Genomic DNA, 1,273 nt, shown 5'->3' on the forward strand with positions numbered 1-1,273 from the left:
TGATCTTACCCCCGTCAAGTAGACACCTTTAAAAAGCCTACATCGCCTTTCTTCGAAATTGAACTGGAGAAAGGTTCTTTAATTTCTTTTGATATCTTGCGGTGTTATAAAATTTTATGTATTCATCTATGGCCTGCTCAACCTCAGAAACCTGATTAAATGTCAGAAGGTGAAAGCATTCAGCCTTTAAATGGCCAAAAAAGCTCTCAATACAGGCATTATCGAGGCAGTTTCCCTTTCTCGACATACTGACTCTCATTTGGTGCTTCGTAAGAAGGTGATGATAAGCACGAGAGGTATACGTCACACCTTGATCGCTGTGGAGAAGAGTCCCCTTCACTTTCCGTTTTTGGACAGCTGCTTTCAGTGTGTCCTGTACGAGTTGAAAGTCATTGTACCGGCTTAATTTGTAGGACACCACTTCATTGTTATACAAGTCATAAATAACCGACAAATAAAGACGCTTTTGATTAAAGGGAAGATAGGTAACGTCGGTTACCCATTTTTCATTCGGACGAGTGGCGTGAAATTCTCGATTTAAATGATTCCCTGATACGACGCATGCTTCTTTTCTGCCATAAAAGATCCTCTTCTTGCGGATCTTTGCCTGGATCCCAAGCGCCTTCATGAGTCTGTAGGTTCGTTTATCATTAATCGGCTTTTTAAGGATCTTTCTCAGCCAAACCGTCATTCTTCGGTAACCAAAAATTCCCCGATACTGATGGAAGATCTCAACGATCTTCTTTTGCAGGGCCTGGTTCTCTGCTTGTTTTTTAGAAAGGTTCTTTCCTTTCCTAAGCCATTTATAGTATCCACTTCTTGAGACCCCGGCAATTTCACAAAGAAGGGCAACCGAAAAACGAGCAGACATGTCTTTAATAACTTGATATTCAAGGGTTTTCGTTCTTTTTCTTATCTCTCCTTTCCGGCTTCTAACAGCTTTTTTAAGTAGGCTACTTCCGCTTCCAGCCGTTTAATCTTTTCTTGATCCGAAGGATTCTTTGGTTTTCTTCCTACAAGACCGCGCTTTTCTTTTAAACCATCGATTCCCTCTTGTTTATAAGCCCTAACCCATCTCACAATTTGAGACGGATCTACATTAAATTTTCCAGCTACTCGTCGATATCCACCCATTTCGCCTGATAAATAGAGTTCAACTGCCCGCAGCTTAACCGCTACAGAATACGTTTGTTTTCTCCCCATACAAAAATCCCCTCCAAGTAGATAGTAGCGTTGCTTTCTTACAACTGTCTACTTAAAGGGGAGCATATCA

General features: G+C 41.2%; 2 protein-coding genes. Both read right to left on the reverse strand.

What is annotated here, in order from left to right:
• Window positions 1-37 precede the first annotated feature (37 nt).
• Entirely contained in the window at window positions 38-916 is an 879-nt protein-coding gene (locus tag VQ00_RS17485) for an IS3 family transposase (RefSeq protein ID WP_046181413.1), read from the reverse strand.
• Window positions 913-1,203 (reverse strand): helix-turn-helix domain-containing protein, encoded by a 291-nt coding sequence (locus VQ00_RS17490; protein ID WP_046181414.1) that lies wholly within the window; start codon window positions 1,201-1,203, stop codon window positions 913-915. The genes VQ00_RS17485 and VQ00_RS17490 overlap by 4 nt, the downstream gene beginning before the upstream one ends.
• Between the last annotated feature and the right edge of the window lie 70 nt (window positions 1,204-1,273).

Source organism: Domibacillus tundrae (genome assembly GCF_000970675.1).
Classification (GTDB): Bacteria; Bacillota; Bacilli; order Bacillales; family Domibacillaceae; genus Domibacillus; species Domibacillus tundrae.

Bases quoted from the DNA above. Each gene is read 5' to 3' on its own strand.
- VQ00_RS17490 (WP_046181414.1), bottom strand. From the start codon at position 1,203: ATGGGGAGAAAACAAACGTATTCTGTAGCGGTTAAGCTGCGGGCAGTT.